Here is a 17,336-nt window from a genome sequence, read left to right on the forward strand (position 1 = left end):
TTATGAAGAATTCCCTGAGTATATTGACTGTCCCTGCCTTTGACGACAATTATCTGTGGATCATCCACAATGGCCAGCATGCTGCCGTCGTTGATCCGGGTGATGCCAAACCGATATTGCAGGCTTTACAAGAGCACTGTCTCATATTGTCCGCTATTTTACTCACTCATCACCATGCTGATCATATCGGTGGTGTGGCGAGTCTGCTGGAACACTATCAGGTGCCGGTGTTTGGACCAAGCAAAGATAAAATTGCGCTGGTCACGCAGAAACTGAAGCAGGACGACATGCTCACCGTACCAGAGCTCGGGCTGGAACTGCGCGTGCTTGATGTGCCTGGTCATACCCTGGGCCACATCGCTTATTATGCACCCTTGCAGCACTGGCTGTTTTGCGGCGATACGCTGTTTGCCGGCGGTTGCGGGCGTCTGTTTGAAGGCACACCAGCACAGATGCTGCAATCCCTGGATCAGTTGGCAGCCTTGCCAGATGACACCGCCGTGTATTGCGCGCATGAGTACACGATGTCAAATTTGCGCTTTGCCAAAGAGGTGGAACCAGGCAATCAAAACCTGCTGGAACGCATACTCAAAGAAAAAGCCAGACGTGACCAGGGTATCCCGACCGTTCCCAGCAATATTGCACTGGAAAAGCAAACCAACCCCTTTTTGCGCTGCCGCGAAAGCACAATCGTCGTGCGCTTGCTGGAGAGTGGAAAAATCAGTGCAAGCGGAGATGACGTCAGTCACTTTGCCGCCTTGCGTGAATGGAAGAATCATTTCTGAACGAATAACAAAAGAAAATGCAATCAGAAGAACAACAGGTCCACAATCACAGCATTGATCTGCCAATCAAAACCGCCACTACACTGGCCCTGTTCTGCAAAGTCATAGACAATTTTGGTGATATCGGCATTTGCTGGCGGCTGGCGCAACAACTGGAGCGTGAACACGGTATTGCAGTCACACTGTGGGTCGATGATTTAATCAGCTTTCGCCGCATCTGCCCGGATGTTGTCATTGATCAGGCGCAACAAGATATTGCCAATGTAAATGTACGTCACTGGCGCAACCAGGACGGTATGTTCAGCGCGTCTGATGTGGCAGATATTGTCATTGAATTTTTTGCCTGCGATATACCGCCAGGATATATCCGTGCCATGGCAGAATGCACACCCAGACCCGTGTGGCTGAACCTGGAAGGCCTGACTGCAGAGGAATGGGTGGAAGGCTGCCATACCCTGCCATCGCCCCACCCTTCCCTGTCTTTGACCAAACATTTTTTCTTTCCCGGCTTCAATCACAAAACCGGTGGCCTGTTGCGTGAATCAAGCCTGGATCAGGACAGGCCGGCCTTTCAGGCAAGCCCGGTTGAGATGGAAAATTTCCTTGCGGGTTTAGGCGTGACGCCAGCCGAAATGGCCGCTACCAGAATCTCCCTGTTTTGTTATCCGCACGCTCCAGTGGCAGGATTATTTAAAGAATGGCAAAACAATGCTCAGGCAATCACCTGCCTGGTACCTGATGGCGTTGCCACAGAAGCCGTTACCGCCTTCCTGGGGCAAGCCGCCACAGTCGGCAGCACAGCCACCCATGGCGCACTGACAGTCAGGGTATTGCCTTTTATTCCGCAGGCAGATTACGACAGGCTGTTATGGGCGTGCGACCTCAATTTCGTGCGCGGTGAAGATTCTTTTGTCCGGGCACAGTGGGCAAACAAGGCCTTTATCTGGCACATCTACCCGCAAGACAAAAACCTGCATCATGTCAAACTGAATGCCTTTCTAAAAACCTGCAGTTCTTGCACTCCCAGCCTGGCAGCCTTTGCCCGGGCATGGAATGATGCCAGCATGGAAACGGTGGACTGGTCACAATTATGGCCAGCCTTGCAGGCGGATATGCCCCAAATTGCTGATTTATCCACCGAATGGCAACAAAAAATGCGCGAAAATGGTGATCTGGCGTCAAATTTGCTGAAGTTTGTGGCATCAGTTCTGCAGGCAAGGCAAAAAGATGCAGTATAATGTTGGGTTAATTTTTAACCTGTTTTAAATCTCAATCAAACGTGGGCTTGCGGTGCTTTTTGCCAGTGGGCGACAGATGATTTTTATGCAACCTACTTTTTACGTATACTCGCTATGAAATTTGCAAAAGAAATTCGTGTTGGCAACATTATTATGGTTGATAGCAAACCTATGATCGTGTTGCGTTCTGACGTCAACGGTTCCAGCCGTACAGGTTTCACTTACAAGTGGAAAATGAAAAACCTGTTGACTAACAGCCCACAAGAAAACGTCTTCCGTGGCGACGACAAGTTTGACGTAGTTGTATTGGACAAAAAGCCAGTTACTTATTCTTACTTCGCTGACCCGCTGTTCGTATTCATGGATCAAGAATACAACCAGTATGAAATCGAAGCCGAAAACATGGGCGACTCCATCAACTACCTGAAAGACGGTATGGAATGTGAAGCCGTGTTCTATGATGGCAAAGCAATCTCCGTTGAATTGCCAACGACAATCGTTCGTCAGGTTATCTATTCTGAGCCTGCAGTCAAAGGCAATACTTCCGGTAACGTACTGAAAGAAGCCAAGATCGAAAATGCAATTGAAGAAAATTGCCATATCGTTCAAGTGCCCCTGTTCGTCAGCCAGGACGACATGATCGAGATCGATACACGCACTAACGAATACAAAAAAGTCGTACGTAACTAATACGTAAAGACGCATAAAAAAAACGCTGCTTTTTCAAGCAGCGTTTTTTTTCACCTTGAATTCAACTTGCACAGTGCTAGCGAGCGAAAACCCTGGATCAGAATGCAGGAACAACTGCGCCTTTATATTTCTCTTCGATAAATTTTTTGACTTCTGGCGAGTTCAGCGCAGCAACCAGTTTCTTGAATGCCGGGCTGTTTTTATTGTCTTCACGTGCCACCAGCAAATTGGCATAAGGTGAATTGGCATCTTCTATAAACAGCGAGTCTTTCACAGGATTCAGTTTGGCTTCTATCGCATAATTGGTATTGATCAATGCCAGATCAACTTGCCCCAGCACGCGTGGCAATGTCGCCGCTTCCAGTTCCTTGAATTTCAGCTTTTTAGGATTTTCAACAATATCCTTTTGCGTGGCTGAGATGTTTTTCGGATCCTTCAGTTTCAACAAACCCTGCTTGGCCAGCAACAACAGTGCGCGACCAGAATTCGATGGATCATTCGGGATAGCGACCGTAGCACCGTCAGGCAAATCGGCCAGCTTCTTGTATTTGCTGGAATATGCAGCGAATGGTTCTACATGTACTTTGGCGATAGGCACTTCGATATCGTTCTTGTGGCTTTTCTTGAATTCATTCAGATAAGGCTGATGCAAAAAGAAATTACCATCCAGGTGCTTTTCATTGACCTGTACTGCTGGCTGTATGTAGTCAGTGAAGACTTTTATTTTCAAATCCACGCCTTCTTTAGCGAGTTGCGGTTTGATAAATTCCAGTATCTCTGCATGCGGTACCGGACTGGCTGCGATGTTCAAGGTTTCCAGCGCCAATACGGATGCGGGAGCCAACAAGACAGCAGTTGCCAGGCCACCGGCCAGAGCGAAGCTAAGACGGCGTTTCAAATTTAAAGACATATAAACTCCATTTAAAGAATAGAAAAATACTTACTTCCGGGTGAACTTCAACACCAGTTTGTCGCCAACAAATTGCAGCAACTGCACCAGCACAATCAAAATAAATACCGTGACCACCATGACTTCGGTTTGAAAACGTTGATAGCCGTAACGCAATGCCAGATCGCCCAGGCCACCGCCACCAATCACACCTGACATGGCTGCGTATGACACCAGGGCAATCGTCGTCACCGTGGCGGCGGCCAGCAAACCAGGCAAGGCTTCTGGCAACAAGGCATGCCAGATGATTTGCCAGGTTCTGGCCCCCATGGCCTGGCAGGCCTCGATAATTCCCTTATCCACTTCACGCAAAACGTTTTCCACCAGACGTGCAAAAAATGGGGTTGTGCCGATCACCAGCGGTGGTATCGTGCCCGGCACACCCAGTGATGTTCCCATCAACAACAACGTGAAAGGAATCAGCACTATCAGCAAAATGATGAAAGGAATAGAGCGCAAGACATTCACCACGACAGATAACACCGCGTAGAAAACACCCTGTTCCAGCAATTGTTTTTTACCAGTCAAAAACAGCAGCACACCCAAAGGCAAACCCAGCAACACTGTGAACAACAAAGAAGCACCTGTCATGGTCAGCGTATCCAGCGTCGCCACCGCCATATCGGCCCAGTCGATTTGAGAGAAATCCATCAATGCACCTCTGCCGCAGCACTGATACTGATCCTTGCCACCCTGACGCCGGCATTCACCAGCAACTGTTCAACCCTGTCTGACTGTTCTTGCGTACTGCGCAACTCGACCAGCAATTGCCCATACGGCGTATTTTTGATGCGTCCTATCACGCCTTGTAAGATGGCGATATCAACCCCGGTTTGTACGGCGATACGGGTGATGATGGGTTCATGTGTACTTGATCCGACATAGCTCAGGCGCAGTAAATGGCGATCCAGATCTTGATCTTGATCTTTACGCTCCAGCACCGATAAATCCAGCGCCTGGTTTTCTGCCACCAGGCTTTGCGTCACCGCATGCTGTGGATGCAAAAAGACATCAACCACTGCGCCGGTTTCGACAATTTCACCCGCATCAATCACCGCCACCTCATCACAGATCGTGCGTATCACCTGCATCTCATGCGTGATCAATACGATGGTCAGCCCCAGCTTTTGATTAATATCCAGCAGCAGGCGCAAGATGGCTTGCGTGGTTTCCGGGTCCAGTGCCGAAGTCGCCTCGTCACACAATAAAAGTTGTGGATAATTGGCCAGTGCACGGGCTATGCCCACACGCTGCTTTTGCCCGCCAGATAATTGCGCAGGATATTTGCGGCCCTGATCTTTCAAGCCCACCAGCTCCAATAATTCTTCTACTCTTGCCTGTATGGTGTCGCTGGTATATTCCCCCGTGAGCTTGAGCGGGAAAGCAATATTTTCCGTGACAGTTTTTGCATGCAGCAAGTTGAAATGCTGGAACACCATCCCGATACGCTGACGCAAACCATGCAAGCGCTGACGATCAAACGCGGTGATATCCTCACCCTCTATCCATACTTTGCCGCTGCTTGGTCGTTCCAGCAGATTCAGGGTGCGCAACAGGCTGCTTTTACCTGCACCTGAACGTCCTATAATGCCGAAAATTTGTCCTTTTTGAATGTCAAGATTGATATTGTGGAGAGCCCTGACTGCATGGCCATTTGCCTTGTAATATTTGCCTAATTGCTCGATACGTAACACTGAATTCCCAACCAAAAGATATAGCCGATGGAGAACACTGTATCGAAAGGAAATGCGCTTTTCCAATCATATAAACAAACTTGTATATACAAGCCTGACGCATAAAGACAGAAGGAAAAATCATAAACTTGCCACGCATCAAGTTTATTTCAGGCAAGAAAAGTGAATTTGTGTTTAAATCGCTTGTATATTCCAGACATGACTACTATGTTGGAAAGAGATTCTTCAGACGCTCCATGCGAGCAAAGCGAGTTAATATTATGGTTACTTCAGTTACTTCTTCCAGTTCGGCGCAAAACCAGCAACTTATCCAGCAAGCTGCTGACGCACGTGCAAAACAAAATAGCGAGACGATAGGTGCTGCGGCTGATCGCGATTCCGGCACCGCCGATGCGATTGCAGATCAAAAAAGAGTTACGGATGCGCAAGCTGAACAACAGGCGCAGGCAGTCAACAAGCAAAATAGCGCGAAACAAGCCGAATCAAAGCCGCCAGAACAGCCTAAGCCCGTCGTCAATACCAGTGGACAGGTAACTGGTACGACAATCAATACGACAGCCTGATCCAGATATACCTCGATCTATCCGGGCATAGCAGGACATACCAGGACATACCAGGACATACAAAGAAGCCACTCTGAACAAATCTCAGAGTGGCTTTTTATTGGCGTCAGCAAGAACAAGACCAACACCTGCAAATCTATCGCTACAGGACTTCGCTGTTATGCTTTATTCTGGAATAAATTGAAGCTGGTCCTGGCAGAAGCCTGCTCAGGGAATACCTTGATCAATTGATTATCCGACAAGCCCATGTGACGCTCGCATACCTGCGCCAGCACGGAACGAAAATCCGTGGTCACCGGCACATCACGGCCTTCATACAACTGGTCACTACCCAGACCGCGCCAGTCGCCATAAACTTTGCCGCCTGCGACCTTGCCCCCCATGACCCACATGACATTGCCATGTCCATGATCGGTACCGCCATTGCCATTCTGTTTGGCAGTGCGGCCGAATTCTGACATGACAACTATCGTGGTGTCGTCAAACATGGGGCCCAGGCGTTTGGCAAGATTGGCCAGGCCCAGCCCCAGTGGTGACAGACGGTTGGCCAACTGACCTTTACCAACACCCTGGTTGGCATGGGTATCCCAGCCGCCCAATGCCATGAAGACCATCTGGATTTTGGGATCATTACGCATCAGCGTGGCAATACGGGTGCTGTCATCAGGAAAGCCATTGGGCAAAGGTGCACCACCGTTGGCTGCCTGCTGTTCTTTTTCCATCGAAGCGCCCATCATTTCCTGGTGGGCCTCCTGGGCATCGCTAAAGGTTTTCGCGTACTTATCGTTTTCCTTGTACATCTGTTCAAAGGCAGCACCGACCTTGGGGCGGTCGAGCACGTTGGCCTTGGTGCCAGCCGCGCCGCTGGCAATATTACTGGCAGCGATACTGCCTGACAGAATACGCGGCATGACCGCGCCCACACTGACAGCGCGGGTAGGCGTTGTATTGCCTGGCAGCGCGCCCAGCAAGCGGTTCATCCAGCCATCTGCTGTGCCTTTACGACCGGGCGTACCGGATTCCAGATAATCCTGGGCATCAAAATGTGAACGGGTAAAATCTGGTGAACCACTCGCATGCACGAAGGCCAATTTCTTTTGTTGCCATAGTTCCTGCATATCAGCCAGTGCGGGATGCAGGCCAAAATAACCGTCCAGATCAATCGCACCATCGGTTTGCCCGGGGCGGGCCAGCGCAATATTTGGGCGCAGTCGCGCATAATTTGCATCGCCGTAAGGGGCCACCACATTCAGGCCATCGACCGCACCACGTAACATGATGACGATCAGCTTGTTTTTTGTTGCGGCTTCTGTGGCACCGCTACCTGCACTTGCGGCCCATACACCATGACCGACAGGAATCAGCAAGCCAGCTCCGGCTGCCATGGAATATAAAAAATTTCTGCGTTTCATTTTATTCTCTTCATTCTGGTGGTGCACATCGTTCAATCACAACCGTCTGCTTGCCAGCCGCTTTTCAATGCTGCATAAAATCCGGGCTGCCCAGGATCAGGGCTGCACGTAAAGCCTCCTGATTGCCATTCACTATTTCTATGGTGCGGCCAGACAAGCCTGCGCCCATGGTCTGAATGAGGGCTGCTGCACTCACCGCAGGCATCACTGCTGGCCGGTCTGATTTTTCTTCAGCCTGTTTTGCCAACTGTTTCTTACCCATTTTTTCGCCCTCTTCAATGTCCTTGTCGAATGGCAGGCGTCCAGTCGCAAGAGCAGTGGCAAAGTTGATGCGACGTGTAATGGCATCCGGGTTCATCCAGGCATCCTGGGTATTTTTATAACCATCTGGCGTCTGGCTACCGTACAGGGGCATACCCAGTTGCGCCAGCACACCCAGCACGGGCCGGACATTTTGCACTGGTACATCACTGGCACGGATGGCAGATATGACGTATTGGTACGGGGTTTTATATTTCATTCCCATATTGTGCGGATCATGAAACTCGGCACTGGCAAACAGGCTTTGCAGCACCGCACGGATGTCGCCATGGGTATCCAGATAACGTTTGGTCAGCATGTCCACCAGTGCCGGTGCAGGTTTGTCGGCGACAAAATACTGTGCCAGCTTGAAACTCAGGTGATGGGCAGTAGCCGGGTGCATGGCCAGAACATCCAGCGCAAATTCTGCTTCTGCCTGGCCACGTGGTGCGATGGTTTTTCCTAGCCATTGCTTGGTGCCATTATCATGCCTGTCAGCATCGAAATAAAAATTCTGATTATTCCTGAGCATGGCACGCGGATCAAATGTCCAGCCTGTCAGCATGCGTGCCAGTTCCGTCACATCTTTCTGGGTATAACCACCATCCACGCCCAGGGTATGCAGCTCCATAATTTCACGGGCATAATTTTCATTCAAACCATTCGACTTGCCTTTCTGTCCTGCCGCCTTGGCCTGGCGGCCATTTGCATGAAAATCGGCCGAGGTGGACAGCCAGTTATCAAGATAAAACAACATCGCAGGGTGCTTGGCCGTTGCCCCCAGCAAATCACGGAAATTGCCAAAGACATAGGGCCGAATAGCATCACGCTCATAACTGGCAACCAGTGCACGGTCCAGGCCCTTGCCATTGAAAACATTGAAATGATTGAACCAGAAATCCAGCATCACCTCTTCCAGCTGGTGTGAGCTTTCTATCGCCCGATACAACCTGGCTTGCGCGGTTTGTTCAATGATGCGGCCTACCAGTTCACGACGCTTCTTTTGCGCTGCATCAGACCCATCGTTGGTGTCTTTCAAGGCTTTTTGATAATCAAACAATACAGATCCTGCACTCTGTCCCATGACATCAAGGGATTTCAGTTTTGTTTGCAAACCTTCTGGCAAAGGCAGAGATTGCGGATTCAATTGTTGCTCGATATAACTGTCCACACCCATTTTCTTTACCCGCTCTATGTCACCGGGGCGCGGGCCAAAAGCCAGGCGGTTTAATACATGGACCACTTCTGCATCCGTTGACATGGCAGCGGCCGCAGAGGCCGCAGTAGCAGCGGAGCCCGGCACGGAACAGATACTTGCAGTAATTGCCAATAGCAGCGAGCCAGAAATTTTTGCCAGGTTTTTCATATATTTTTATACCCGTTATTGAGACCGTGGAAACTGTGGAAGTATTTACTCAGAAGAAAAATGTCTTTGCTTATCTGTTTTTCTTATGTCCTCAATATAGAGGCATGGGAAGTGCTTTCACAAGTAACGATATGTAAATCAAATGCGGCAAAACTGTTGATTGTTACAGACGTGCAAGCGTCCGCCCTGCACCCTCATTTGCATCGTGTCGCTCTTGTAGAAAATGCTTCCATTTGTAAATTCGCCTTATCAAAAAAACTAGAATATGTTTCATATATACAAATGCAATCCCCGCTCTGATGAAATGTTCAGGCAATGGTAAGCTTGCGCTATTAAAGCTTGAAGGTTGCCCATGTTTTCTATTTCAAAAAAATTGTTTGTCCCTGCTCTGCTTGCCGTTTCAATCGGTGTTGCTTTACCAAGCTTCAGTCATGCTGCCAATCTCAAAATTGGTTTGGCGGCAGATGTCAATTCCCTGGACCCGCATTATTTCAACAGTGGCCCCAACAATGCCATGGCTTCGCATCTGTTTGAAGCACTGGTCAGCGTCGATTCTGACGGTCGTATCGCACCTGGACTGGCCTTATCCTGGAAGGCCATCAACCCCACCACCTGGGAATTCAAATTACGCCACGGTGTAAAATTTCATGATGGCAGCGAGATGACGGCGGAGGATGTCGTGTTTTCTCTCGACCGGCCTGCGCAGATAAAGAATAGCCCCGGCCCCTATACCAGCTTCACCAAGCAGATTATCGGCAAGCAGATTGTTGACCCGTATACCCTGCGCCTGAAGACAGCAACAGCGTATGGTCCACTGCCGTTGGACATGAGTTCCATCTTCATCGTTTCAAAGAAAGCCGCGTTGCAGGCCAGCACTGACGATTTCAACAGCGGCAAGGCAGCCATCGGTACTGGCCCCTACAAGTTCGCCAGCTTCAAACGTGGTGATGCCGTCGAACTGACAAAAAATGATGCCTACTGGGGTGAAAAATCAGCCTGGGACAAAGTCACTTTCCGTATCATCAGCGCAGGTGCACCGCGCATGGCAGCCCTGTTGTCTGGCGATGTCGATGTCATAGAAAGCATACCTCCGGCAGATTTGGGCAAACTGAAGAGCAATCCAAAATTCAAACTGGAACAAAAGATTTCCTGGCGTACCGTGTTCTGGCAACTGGACCACCAATCCAGAGTATCGCCTTACATTACCGACAAGGCTGGCAAACCTCTGGCGAACAATCCGCTGAAGGATATACGCGTGCGCAAGGCGATTGCCAAGGCCATCAACCGCAATGCATTGACTGAACGCATACTCGAAGGATTGGCTGTACCGGCATCCAACCTGGTCGCCCCTGGTGTGTTTGGCTATAACGACAGTTTGAAGGTCGAAGCCTATGACCCGGAAGGTGCCAAGAAATTGCTGGCTGAGGCTGGCTATCCAAATGGTTTTGCCATCACCCTGCACGGACCGAATAACCGCTATATCAATGATGAACAGATCGTACAGACGGTAGCGCAATTCCTGAGCAAGGTGGGCATACAGGCCAAGGTAGAGACACAACCACTGGCAGTGTATTTCCCGAAAGCGGCCAAGGGTGATTACAGCATGGCTCTGCTGGGCTGGGGTTCGCTGGCCGGTGATTTCGCGCTGCGTACCATTTTGGGCACGACCAATGCCGAAAACGGCTGGGGTAGCTGGAACTGGGGCAAATACAGCAATCGTGCGCTGGATGAAGCGATAGAGTCATCGCTGGCAGCCGTCGAAGCCGACAAGCATGAAGCCTTTGCCAAAAAAGCGGCAGCCATCGCCTTGCAAGACTATGCCGTGATCCCGCTGCATCATCAATACGCCAGTTGGGCTTTGCGCAAGGGCCTGCACTACAAGGCCAGGGCGGATGAATTTACTTTTGCGCATCAGTTCAAACCTGATTAATCAAGCATGACTGATCGCGCTTTAATATCCAGCCACAAATAAGAAATCCCGCGATTGCTGTCGCGGGATTTTTTTATTCCAGTCCAATTCAAGTTCCGTTACCTGAACTGAATTAATAACCGATCAGGATTTCAGCAATACGCCCTGGCACACTGCCTTTTGCGGATCAGTCGCGGGCAGCTTGCCGCAGATACCATCGAGTTGCGAGCGGGCTTTCTGGTAGGCGACCTGATGCTTACCCTCTTTATTCCAGTCTATGAGTTTCTTACCCATCTTTTCCAGATAAGCACGATTGCGCTCATAGAAGGCATTGTCCACTTTCGCTGCTTCACCAAATACGCTTTGTATAGCCTTGGTTATACGCGCATCATCATTCGGTGCCAGATCCACCAGATTGCTGACGTAGTTGGAACCCCATTGCAAGCGGGTAGCCGGGCCTTTGGCAGCGTCATACGCCTGCTCATACCAGTTTGCTGCCGCCACCTTGTCGCCGCGTTTTTTGGCATTCGAACCAAGGGTGGACATGAAATAGTAAGGCGAATGTGAACGCTTGAGTTCGGCCTTCAGCAAGGCATCAGCATCGTCAAGCAAACCTGCATCTCCCAGTGCGTGGGCAGCAGCATTGACGACGGACTGACGCTCATACGCATCGGTAGTCGCCTGTTCGATCAGGCCTACACGCTTTTGTACATCTTTTTGCAAAGCTGCCTCTGGCTTGGCATTGTCCAGACTGGCCAGGGCCACCTGGGCACCGACAGCGCCCAGCCGGTCGGTCTTGGACAGCGTCGCATCATCGGCCAGTTTGACCAGCGCTACATTCCAGGCACGTACCAGCTTGTTGCGTGAATCTGATTTGGCCGTGGTCAGAAATTCAGTTATTTCCCCTGCCCCATAGGACAACAAATCCATATTGTCGCGCGCTGTGCTGACATTTGAAATGGCTTTCAGGATTTTCTCGCTAGCCTGTGCCTTGTCTATCGCTGGCAGGGCCTGACCAGGCTTGGCCGTGGCCGCCGCATAAATGCCACGCAGATACAAGCGTGTCGCATGCAGACCGGCAGGGCTCAGTTCAGACAGTTTCAGCAAAGTAGCGGGCAGGTCTTTACCAGCGATCAGTTTCTGTTCAGGGTCATCCCATGAATAATCTGCCAGCAAGCTCCAGTCTTCATTCTTCAAGGTCTTGCCACCAGCCAGCGCCAGCTTCAGGGTGTCTTGCACCGACAGGCTGGTGTTCAGGGCCAGCGTCAATACCTGCAAGTAACGTTCTGAATCCACTTCGCCTGGCAGGCGGGTGATTTCTGTTCCATCCGGCTTGAACAGAATCATGGTTGGGTAACCACGTACCTTAAATTGCGCCGCAAATTTTTGTGCCCCCGGCGTATCCCCATCCAGATAGACGGGGATGAAATGACGTGATTTGTCGATAAATTCCTGACGGTTGAAGATGGTCGCCTTGACCTGGTTACAAGGCGGGCACCAGATAGCGCCCCAGTACAGAAACAGGGGTTTGTTGCTGGCCTTGGCCTGGGCAAACGCTGCATCGACATTATTGTCTTTGCGCCAATCAATACCATTTTGTGCAGCATGCGCAGATGCGGATGCCTTGGCGTCAGCAGCCAATACGGGCAGGCTTGCGAAGCTGGTAGCCAGCAAAGTTGCCATCAGAGAGGGGATCATCTTCATAGGATTTGACCAGGAATAAATATATCAAGCAATCAGTGTAACAAAATTAAGCGTCGCTTTGCACCAACAACATGTTGCTCTGCCAGACTGATTTTGCGCAAGCTTATGCGGTTTATGCTTGCCAAAGGCCAACAAGGGCCCCTGATATACATTTTTCAAATAAGCAAACAGAAATATCGTCGTTCCCAAGGTCGTCATTTTTGCGCAAGATGGGACTATCCCAACACTGGCAAAAATACAGGAGTAATACATGACAAGAATCAAGCATATCCAGCAACTCATCGAAAAACGGCAAAGTCTGCGCCGCAAAAGCATCAGCGTTGCACTGCTGATTGCAGGCATAGGCCTGTTTGCCACCTATACATCGGCACAGGCAGCCAATAGCATCCTGAACGCTTCGTATGACGTCACCAGGGAATTGTTCAAGGATATCAATCCGGCCTTTGTCGCCGACTGGAAAAAGAAAACCGGCGAAACCGTCAGTGTCAATCAGTCACATGGTGGCTCCAGCAAACAGGCACGCTCTGTGATCGATGGGCTGGAAGCTTCAGTCGTTACCATGAATCAGGCAAATGATATTGATATCCTGGCAGACAAGGGTTTGCTGCCGCAAGACTGGGCCAAACAATTCCCGAACAATGCTGCGCCTTTTTATTCCACCATGGTGTTCCTGACACGCAAGGGCAACCCCAAGCACATCGCCAACTGGGATGACCTTGGCAAGCCGGGCCTGAAAGTCATCATCCCCAATCCCAAGACATCCGGCAATGGCCGCTACAGCTATCTTGCCGCATGGGGATCCGTGATTAAAAATGGCGGCACCGAAGCACAAGCCCGACAACTGGTAGAAAATTTATTCAAGAATGTGCCGGTACTTGATGGCGGTGGACGCGGTGCCACCACCACTTTTACCCAGCGTGAAATTGGCGATGTACTGGTAACGTTTGAAAATGAAGTGCAACTGGTGCGTCAGGAATTTGGTGACAACTTTGAAGTGGTGTATCCCAAGATTTCCATCCTGGCAGAATCCCCGGTCGCCGTAGTAGACAAGGTGGCTGACAAACTGGGCACGCGCAAAATCGCTACCGGTTATTTGCAATTCCTGTACACCGAAGCTGGCCAGGACCTGATCGCCAAACATTATCTGCGCCCACGTTCAGAAATCGCAGCAAAAAAATATGCAGCGTCGTTCAAGCCTGTGAGCCTGTTTACCGTGGATGAAGTATTCGGCGGCTGGAAACAGGCGCAGAAAAAACATTTTGATGATGGCGGTGAGTTTGACAAGATTTATCAAACCAAGAAATAAGCTGTGCTGTAACTAACTGCTTTCCGTTCTGGCATGGACTGAACGGAAAGTGGATTTTACGGACATAATCCGGCACAAATAAAACCTGCAACAGAAAAGCAAAAAGCCTTGATTTCTCAAGGCTTTTTATTCTCTTCAAAAGAGCTTACTGGCGTCCCCAAGGGGATTCGAACCCCTGTACTCACCGTGAAAGGGTGATGTCCTAGGCCTCTAGACGATGGGGACAAAATCTGTCCGTATTACTGACCTTAACTTGTTGTCCACAATGAACTTTATGAAGTTTATTGGCGTCCCCAAGGGGATTCGAACCCCTGTACTCACCGTGAAAGGGTGATGTCCTAGGCCTCTAGACGATGGGGACAACAAGTTATGTTCTGCTGCTGCGCATCTTTTGGTGGAGGTAAGCGGGATCGAACCGCTGACCTCTTGCATGCCATGCAAGCGCTCTCCCAGCTGAGCTATACCCCCGACGCTGCAGAACAGAAACGAGATTATAGGGGAAGCTTCATAAGATGTAAAGCCCCCCACCCTCACTAAACTGCAATAAGGCTTAAACGCTGCAAAACAACTTCACGGCCAAACAGCTCTATCACCGCGTCAATGGATGGTGTTTGCAATTGACCTGTCAGCAGCAAGCGCAAAGGCATGGCCAGTTGCGGCATCTTCAACGAGAAATCAGCCAGGGTTTGTTTCATGACGGCAGACAGGGCCGCCTTATTCCACTCCACGGTTTTGCACAGTTCAGCGTATTGACGCAAGGCGGGCAATACGGCTTCTGTCACGTGCTGTTTCATCAGCGCCGGGTCTGCGGCTGGCTGGCGATAAAACAGCATGGCTGCCTGCCCCAGTTCTACTGTGGTATTGGCACGTTCTTTCAAGAGTGCGATCACCGCTGTCAATGGCGGCGCATTGTCGAACTGTGCACCGTCATTCAGCATTTGCGGCTTGATCAAATCAGCCAGACGTTGATTGTCGGCTGCCTTGATGTAATGATTATTGACCCAGGCAAGTTTTTCAGGATTGAACTGGGCAGCAGAACCAGACAAATGATTTAAATCGAACCAGCTGCACATCTGTTCCATGGAAAAGATTTCGTCATCACCATGACTCCAGCCCAGACGCGCCAGGTAGTTCAACATGGCTTCAGGCAGATAGCCTTGCAGTGGATAGTCCATCACACTGACAGCGCCATGACGTTTGGACAGCTTTTGTCCATCCGCCCCCAGGATCATCGGTAAATGACCATAATGCGGCAGAGTCGCGCCCAGCGCATTGAGAATATTGATCTGGCGCGGTGTGTTATTGACATGATCATCACCCCGGATAACGTGGGTGATTTGCATGTCCCAGTCATCGACTGCGACGCAGAAATTGTAAGTTGGCGTGCCATCCGGACGGGCAATGACCAGGTCATCGAGCTCACGATTGGCGATGGTGATTTGTCCTTTGACGACATCCAGCCAACTGACTTCGCCATCCAGTGGATTTTTAAAGCGGATGACGGGTTTGCGGTCAGCCGGTATTGCTGGTAGGGTTTTGCCAGCTTCCGGACGCCAGGTACCGTCATAGCGCGGTTTGTCGCCGGCAGCACGCTGACGTTCACGCATGGCTTCGACTTCTTCTGGCGACGAATAGCAGTGGTACGCAGTACCTTTGGCCAGCATGTCGGCCAGGACTTCACTGTATCTGTCCATGCGTTTCATCTGGTAGAACGGACCTTCATCATGCTGCAGGCCCAGCCAGTTCATGCCATCCAGAATTGCCTGGACGGCTTCCGGGGTGGAACGTTCAAGATCCGTATCTTCAATACGCAGCACAAAGGTGCCACCGAAATGACGGGCAAATGCCCAGCTGAACAAGGCAGTGCGGGCACCGCCAACATGAAGATAGCCGGTAGGGCTGGGAGCAAAACGGGTGCGTACAGTCATGAGATCACTAGCATGCATCCCACCGCCAATTGAAGACAGGCAGGCAAGACGCTTTAATGGTTAAAATCAGCATTTTACCGTTTTAACTTAGTGGGCGGATAGCTTTCGACACTGCCTACTGCCGGAATCAAGCCCGCGGCCAGAGCGACAGACTGCCTGCATGGTAGTATGGCGCTGAAAATCAGTCCGTTTAAGAGTAGATCACCCTCATGCAAGCCCCACTTCCCGTACGCGATGGCATCGCCCCCAGTTATATCTGGATACCTGAAGGCCATTGGGACAATGTCTTCCATTTTTTGCAAGCGTACTTTCCCGATATTACCGCCAGCACCTGGCAGGCACGCCTGGGAAAACACGAAGTCGCCGATCAGCACGGTACAGTCTTGCATGCAGGCAGCAGCGTCAAACGTGGCATGTGTATTTTTTACTACCGCGAGCTGGGACATGAAACCCATATCCCGTTTTATGAAGACATCCTGTTCAAGGATGCGCATTTGCTGGTAGTGGACAAGCCGCATTTTCTGCCTGTGATTCCGTCTGGACGGTTTCTACAGGAAACCCTGCTGGTCAGGCTGAAGAAAAGCACCGGACTGATGGATCTCAGCCCCATACACAGGCTGGACCGGGAAACGGCAGGGGTAATGCTGTTTTCTCATAATCCGGTAACACGCGGTCAATACCAATCTTTGTTCCAGAGCAAAAGCATGGCAAAGACTTACCATGCCGTTGCTGCCCATTTACCTGAACTGACATTCCCGTTGCGTCATTACAGCCGCATGGAAGAAGCAGAAAAGTTTTTCGTCATGCGCGAAGCAGAAGGTAGCCCGAACTCAGAAACCCTGATCAATATCAAGGAAAGACGCGGCGAATATAGCCTTTATCAATTACAACCCGTGACAGGTAGAAAACACCAATTGCGCCTGCATATGAGCAGCCTGGGTGCGCCCATACTGAACGATGCCTTCTATCCCATTGCCCTGCCCTGCAAGGCGGATGATTTTTCTGCGCCTTTGCAACTACTGGCCAAATCCATCTGTTTTGATGATCCATTGACGGGCCAGCAACGTTATTTTGAAAGTAAGAAATCATTATGAATGCCTGCCGAATGCCTGTCATAGAGGGCGACACTGGCAAACGAGTTGACAGCAAGCCTCTGAAGCGGTAATATTGCGGTCTTCGGAGTGTAGCGCAGCCCGGTAGCGCACCTGCTTTGGGAGCAGGGGGTCCAAGGTTCGAATCCTTGTACTCCGACCAGATTCCAGGGATCGTCACAGACGGTCCCTTTTATTTCAGTAAATTCGTTTCAGTAGATTCGTTTCAGCAGATTCAGATCCTGGCTGTTTAAAATTTGAATAGCGTTGAATAGCCTGAAATAAAAAATGACAGACCAGTTTTTCGGAGTGTAGCGCAGCCCGGTAGCGCACCTGCTTTGGGAGCAGGGGGTCCAAGGTTCGAATCCTTGTACTCCGACCAGTTAAAAAGGATCGTTGAT

The 17,336-nt window shown here is 50.4% G+C and carries 14 protein-coding genes and 5 tRNA genes; 9 read left to right on the top strand and 10 right to left on the bottom strand.

What is annotated here, in order from left to right; all coding sequences use genetic code 11:
- Positions 1–2 precede the first annotated feature (2 nt).
- The 3 genes from gloB to ACO0LK_RS14155 all read left to right on the top strand — a co-directional run bounded on the left by gloB (position 3) and on the right by ACO0LK_RS14155 (position 2,713).
- On the top strand, positions 3–785 hold the full coding sequence (gene gloB / locus ACO0LK_RS14145) for a hydroxyacylglutathione hydrolase (RefSeq protein WP_422976040.1): 783 nt from the start codon (positions 3–5) through the stop codon (positions 783–785).
- A gap of 17 nt (positions 786–802) precedes the next feature.
- Positions 803–2,023: an elongation factor P maturation arginine rhamnosyltransferase EarP gene (earP, locus tag ACO0LK_RS14150; protein ID WP_422976042.1), complete on the top strand. Its 1,221-nt coding sequence runs from the start codon at positions 803–805 to the stop codon at positions 2,021–2,023.
- A gap of 114 nt (positions 2,024–2,137) precedes the next feature.
- Positions 2,138–2,713 carry an elongation factor P gene (locus tag ACO0LK_RS14155; RefSeq protein WP_186948997.1) on the top strand — a complete coding sequence of 192 codons (576 nt, stop codon included), beginning with the start codon at positions 2,138–2,140 and terminating at the stop codon, positions 2,711–2,713.
- A 97-nt stretch (positions 2,714–2,810) separates the two neighbouring features.
- Here ACO0LK_RS14155 and ACO0LK_RS14160 read toward each other — a convergent pair whose 3' ends face one another.
- The 3 genes from ACO0LK_RS14160 to ACO0LK_RS14170 are packed head-to-tail and all read right to left on the bottom strand — an operon-like array spanning position 2,811 to position 5,356.
- On the bottom strand, positions 2,811–3,623 hold the full coding sequence (locus tag ACO0LK_RS14160) for a MetQ/NlpA family ABC transporter substrate-binding protein (protein ID WP_422976045.1): 813 nt from the start codon (positions 3,621–3,623) through the stop codon (positions 2,811–2,813).
- Positions 3,624–3,653: 30 nt separating this feature from the next.
- A complete protein-coding gene (locus ACO0LK_RS14165; RefSeq protein WP_186948995.1) occupies positions 3,654–4,313 on the bottom strand; it encodes a methionine ABC transporter permease in 660 nt (219 codons plus the stop codon).
- On the bottom strand, positions 4,313–5,356 hold the full coding sequence (locus ACO0LK_RS14170; RefSeq protein WP_422976047.1) for a methionine ABC transporter ATP-binding protein: 1,044 nt from the start codon (positions 5,354–5,356) through the stop codon (positions 4,313–4,315). The genes ACO0LK_RS14165 and ACO0LK_RS14170 overlap by 1 nt, the downstream gene beginning before the upstream one ends.
- Before the next feature lie 128 nt (positions 5,357–5,484).
- On the opposite strand from ACO0LK_RS14170, the gene ACO0LK_RS14175 reads away from it, so the two are divergent.
- Positions 5,485–5,919, top strand: coding sequence for a hypothetical protein (locus ACO0LK_RS14175; protein WP_422976049.1), 435 nt, complete (start codon positions 5,485–5,487; stop codon positions 5,917–5,919).
- 158 nt (positions 5,920–6,077) lie between these two features.
- On the opposite strand, the gene ACO0LK_RS14180 is transcribed toward ACO0LK_RS14175, so the two are convergent.
- Both ACO0LK_RS14180 and ACO0LK_RS14185 read right to left on the bottom strand, forming a co-directional pair.
- Positions 6,078–7,331: a DUF1501 domain-containing protein gene (locus ACO0LK_RS14180; RefSeq protein ID WP_422976051.1), complete on the bottom strand. Its 1,254-nt coding sequence runs from the start codon at positions 7,329–7,331 to the stop codon at positions 6,078–6,080.
- Positions 7,332–7,395: 64 nt separating this feature from the next.
- The gene (locus tag ACO0LK_RS14185; RefSeq protein ID WP_422976053.1) at positions 7,396–8,997 is read right to left on the bottom strand and encodes a DUF1800 domain-containing protein; all 1,602 of its coding nucleotides are present in this window, start codon (positions 8,995–8,997) and stop codon (positions 7,396–7,398) included.
- 352 nt (positions 8,998–9,349) lie between these two features.
- Between ACO0LK_RS14185 and ACO0LK_RS14190 the strand changes: the two genes are divergently transcribed.
- The gene (locus ACO0LK_RS14190; RefSeq protein WP_422976055.1) at positions 9,350–10,927 is read left to right on the top strand and encodes an ABC transporter substrate-binding protein; all 1,578 of its coding nucleotides are present in this window, start codon (positions 9,350–9,352) and stop codon (positions 10,925–10,927) included.
- Positions 10,928–11,050: 123 nt separating this feature from the next.
- On the opposite strand, the gene ACO0LK_RS14195 is transcribed toward ACO0LK_RS14190, so the two are convergent.
- Positions 11,051–12,610 carry a thioredoxin family protein gene (locus ACO0LK_RS14195; RefSeq protein ID WP_422976057.1) on the bottom strand — a complete coding sequence of 520 codons (1,560 nt, stop codon included), beginning with the start codon at positions 12,608–12,610 and terminating at the stop codon, positions 11,051–11,053.
- A gap of 250 nt (positions 12,611–12,860) precedes the next feature.
- Here ACO0LK_RS14195 and ACO0LK_RS14200 point away from each other — a divergent pair, with 250 nt between their 5' ends.
- Positions 12,861–13,916, top strand: coding sequence for a sulfate ABC transporter substrate-binding protein (locus ACO0LK_RS14200; protein WP_186948989.1), 1,056 nt, complete (start codon positions 12,861–12,863; stop codon positions 13,914–13,916).
- Positions 13,917–14,065: 149 nt separating this feature from the next.
- Here the strand turns inward: ACO0LK_RS14200 and ACO0LK_RS14205 are convergent.
- The 4 genes from ACO0LK_RS14205 to gltX form a co-directional block, all read right to left on the bottom strand.
- Positions 14,066–14,141: transfer RNA gene (locus tag ACO0LK_RS14205), tRNA-Glu, on the bottom strand.
- A 60-nt stretch (positions 14,142–14,201) separates the two neighbouring features.
- Positions 14,202–14,277: transfer RNA gene (locus ACO0LK_RS14210), tRNA-Glu, on the bottom strand.
- A gap of 31 nt (positions 14,278–14,308) precedes the next feature.
- Positions 14,309–14,384, bottom strand: a tRNA-Ala gene (locus tag ACO0LK_RS14215).
- 65 nt (positions 14,385–14,449) lie between these two features.
- Entirely contained in the window at positions 14,450–15,844 is a 1,395-nt protein-coding gene (gene gltX / locus ACO0LK_RS14220) for a glutamate--tRNA ligase (RefSeq protein WP_422976059.1), read from the bottom strand.
- Between the two features lie 209 nt (positions 15,845–16,053).
- Between gltX and ACO0LK_RS14225 the strand changes: the two genes are divergently transcribed.
- The 3 genes from ACO0LK_RS14225 to ACO0LK_RS14235 all read left to right on the top strand — a co-directional run bounded on the left by ACO0LK_RS14225 (position 16,054) and on the right by ACO0LK_RS14235 (position 17,317).
- Positions 16,054–16,938 carry a pseudouridine synthase gene (locus ACO0LK_RS14225; RefSeq protein WP_422976061.1) on the top strand — a complete coding sequence of 295 codons (885 nt, stop codon included), beginning with the start codon at positions 16,054–16,056 and terminating at the stop codon, positions 16,936–16,938.
- An 83-nt stretch (positions 16,939–17,021) separates the two neighbouring features.
- Positions 17,022–17,098: transfer RNA gene (locus ACO0LK_RS14230), tRNA-Pro, on the top strand.
- 142 nt (positions 17,099–17,240) lie between these two features.
- Positions 17,241–17,317, top strand: a tRNA-Pro gene (locus ACO0LK_RS14235).
- The last annotated feature ends 19 nt before the right edge of the window (positions 17,318–17,336 follow it).

This window comes from Undibacterium sp. Ji49W, assembly GCF_049340205.1.
Taxonomy (GTDB): Bacteria; Pseudomonadota; Gammaproteobacteria; order Burkholderiales; family Burkholderiaceae_D; genus Undibacterium.